A 2,268-nucleotide genomic window follows, 5' to 3' on the forward strand; every position below is an offset into this window, starting at 1 on the left:
CCAGGTGCCTGGCGAGCTGAAGGACGCGGCGCGCTGCGACGGCGTCAGCGAGTACGTGATCTTCCTGCGCATCGTGCTGCCGCTGGTGCGGCCGGCGGTCGCGACGGTGGGCGTGTTCACGATGGTGCCGATCTGGAACGACCTGTGGTTCCCGCTGATCCTCGCGCCCTCGGAAGGCACGCAGACGCTGACGCTCGGCGTGCAGCAGTTCATCGGCCAGTTCGCGACCGACTGGAACGCCGTGCTGGCCGCGCTGTCGCTGGCGGTGCTGCCGGTGCTGGTGGTGTATGCGCTGCTGTCGCGGCAGCTGATCCGCGGCATCACCGCGGGTGCTCTCAAGTGAAGAAGTGAATTCCGCCCACCCATGACCCAAGTCACGCTGACCAACGTCTCGAAATCCTATGGCGACACCGTCGTGCTGCAGGGCGTCGACCTGCAGATCGACGCCGGCGAGTTCGTCGTGCTGGTCGGCCCGAGCGGCTGCGGCAAGACCACGCTGCTGCGCATGATGTGCGGGCTCGAGGAGATCACCGGCGGCGAGCTCGCGATCGACGGCGTGGTGGTCAACCACCTGCCGCCGGCGCAGCGCGGCATCGCGATGGTGTTCCAGAGCTACGCGCTGTACCCGCACATGAACGTGTTCAACAACATGGCCTTCGGCCTGAAGCTGCACGGTGCCGACCGCGCCGAGCGCAAGCGGCGCATCGAGGCCGCGGCCAAGGCGCTGCACATCGACCACCTGCTGCAGCGGCTGCCGCGCGAGCTCTCCGGCGGGCAGCGCCAGCGCGTCGCGATCGGCCGGGCCATCGTGCGCGATCCGAAGCTCTTCCTGTTCGACGAGCCGCTGTCGAACCTGGATGCCTCGCTGCGCGTGAAGACGCGCGTCGAGCTGGCGCGGCTGCACCGCGAGCTGAAGGCGACGATGGTCTACGTGACGCACGACCAGGTCGAGGCGATGACGCTCGGCGACAAGATCGTCGTGATGCACGAGGGCCGGGTGCAGCAGGCCGGCACGCCGGTCGAGTTGTACGAGCAGCCGGCGAACCGATTCGTCGCCACCTTCATCGGCTCGCCGGCGATCAACCTGCTGCCGGCGACCGTGTCGGCCAGCGGCCGCGACGGCCTGGTGCTGGCACTCGCGCGCGGCGCACAGGCGCGGGCGCAGGTCGAGGCCGGCGAGCTGCGCAACGGCCAGGCGGTGGAGATCGGCATCCGGCCGGAGCACTTCACGAGCGTCGCGCCGAATGCGATGGCCAGCGCCGCGCAGGACGGCGACGGCGTGCGCTTCGAGGGCGAGGTGGTGCTGGTGGAGCAGCTCGGCGAATCGCACCTCGTCTACATGCGCACCGACGGCGGCGAGGAACTGGTGATGCGCGGCAGCGCGCTGACCCGCGCCCGGCCGGGCGACCGGGTGGCTTGGCGGGCGCCGGCCCAGGCGCTGCACGTGTTCGATGCGGAGGGCCGGGCGCACCGGCGGCTGCACGGGTTGGAATCCCTGGAGGGCACGCGGACAAACGCGTAGGCGCCGGACCGTGTTGCAAAACTACAATGCGACCCGCGTCGTGGGTGCAAGGCAGCCGCGACACGCCGTTTTCCCCCGCATCCCGAGGACCGACCTACCGTGAAACGAGCATCTCTCCGGCTGAAGCTGGTTGTCGTGTCAGCCACCATCGCAAGCACCCTGGGATCGGCGCAGGCCGCCGGCCTGTTCGATTCAGTGCTGGGCCGCGAGGGCACCCAGGCCGAGCAGAGCGCGAAGGCCCGGCAGCGCATCTGGCGCATCCGCGAGTTCAGCACCGTGCAACTGCTGGGCCGCGAGGCGGGTGCCCCGGAGAACCAGCACCCGGTGAAGCTGAACGCCGACGCGCTGCGGATCGCGCTGGGGCAGTTCAAGTCGCTCGATGCGCGCGGCAAGGAACGCCCGCTGTTCGACGCGGACGAACTGGCCGAGATCAGCGAGCCGATCGCCCAGGCCTTCGCGAATGCCGAGCCCGGCGACGACGTGCTGCTGGTGTCGAGCGCCCGGCGCGACGGCTTCCTGGCGCCGCCGACGGCCGTCACCGCGCGGCTGTTCGTCGAGGGCGGCAACCTGAACTTCATTGCCCACGACAGCAACTTCGAGTTCGTGCACATCGTGCGCTCGACCAGCATGTCGCCGAACTTCCTGTACGGCGCGCGCGGCAAGGCGTCGGATGTGAAGCTGGTCGGCGCCGGTGCGGGCAACCGGCGCAGCGACTGGCTGACGGTGTCGCTGACGCAGGCCACCAC

General features: G+C 69.9%; 3 protein-coding genes. All 3 read left to right on the top strand.

What is annotated here, in order from left to right; translation table 11 throughout:
• The coding region (locus AC1D12_RS31365) for a carbohydrate ABC transporter permease (protein ID WP_477845095.1) at positions 1 to 343 on the top strand (343 nt) is incomplete at its 5' end.
• Positions 344 to 364: 21 nt separating this feature from the next.
• The gene (locus AC1D12_RS31370) at positions 365 to 1,522 is read left to right on the top strand and encodes an ABC transporter ATP-binding protein (protein ID WP_477845096.1); all 1,158 of its coding nucleotides are present in this window, start codon (positions 365 to 367) and stop codon (positions 1,520 to 1,522) included.
• A gap of 135 nt (positions 1,523 to 1,657) precedes the next feature.
• On the top strand, positions 1,658 to 2,268 hold a 611-nt coding region (locus AC1D12_RS31375), incomplete at its 3' end, for a hypothetical protein (RefSeq protein WP_477845097.1).

The sequence above is a fragment of the Rhizobacter sp. P1_G5 genome, assembly GCF_056405435.1.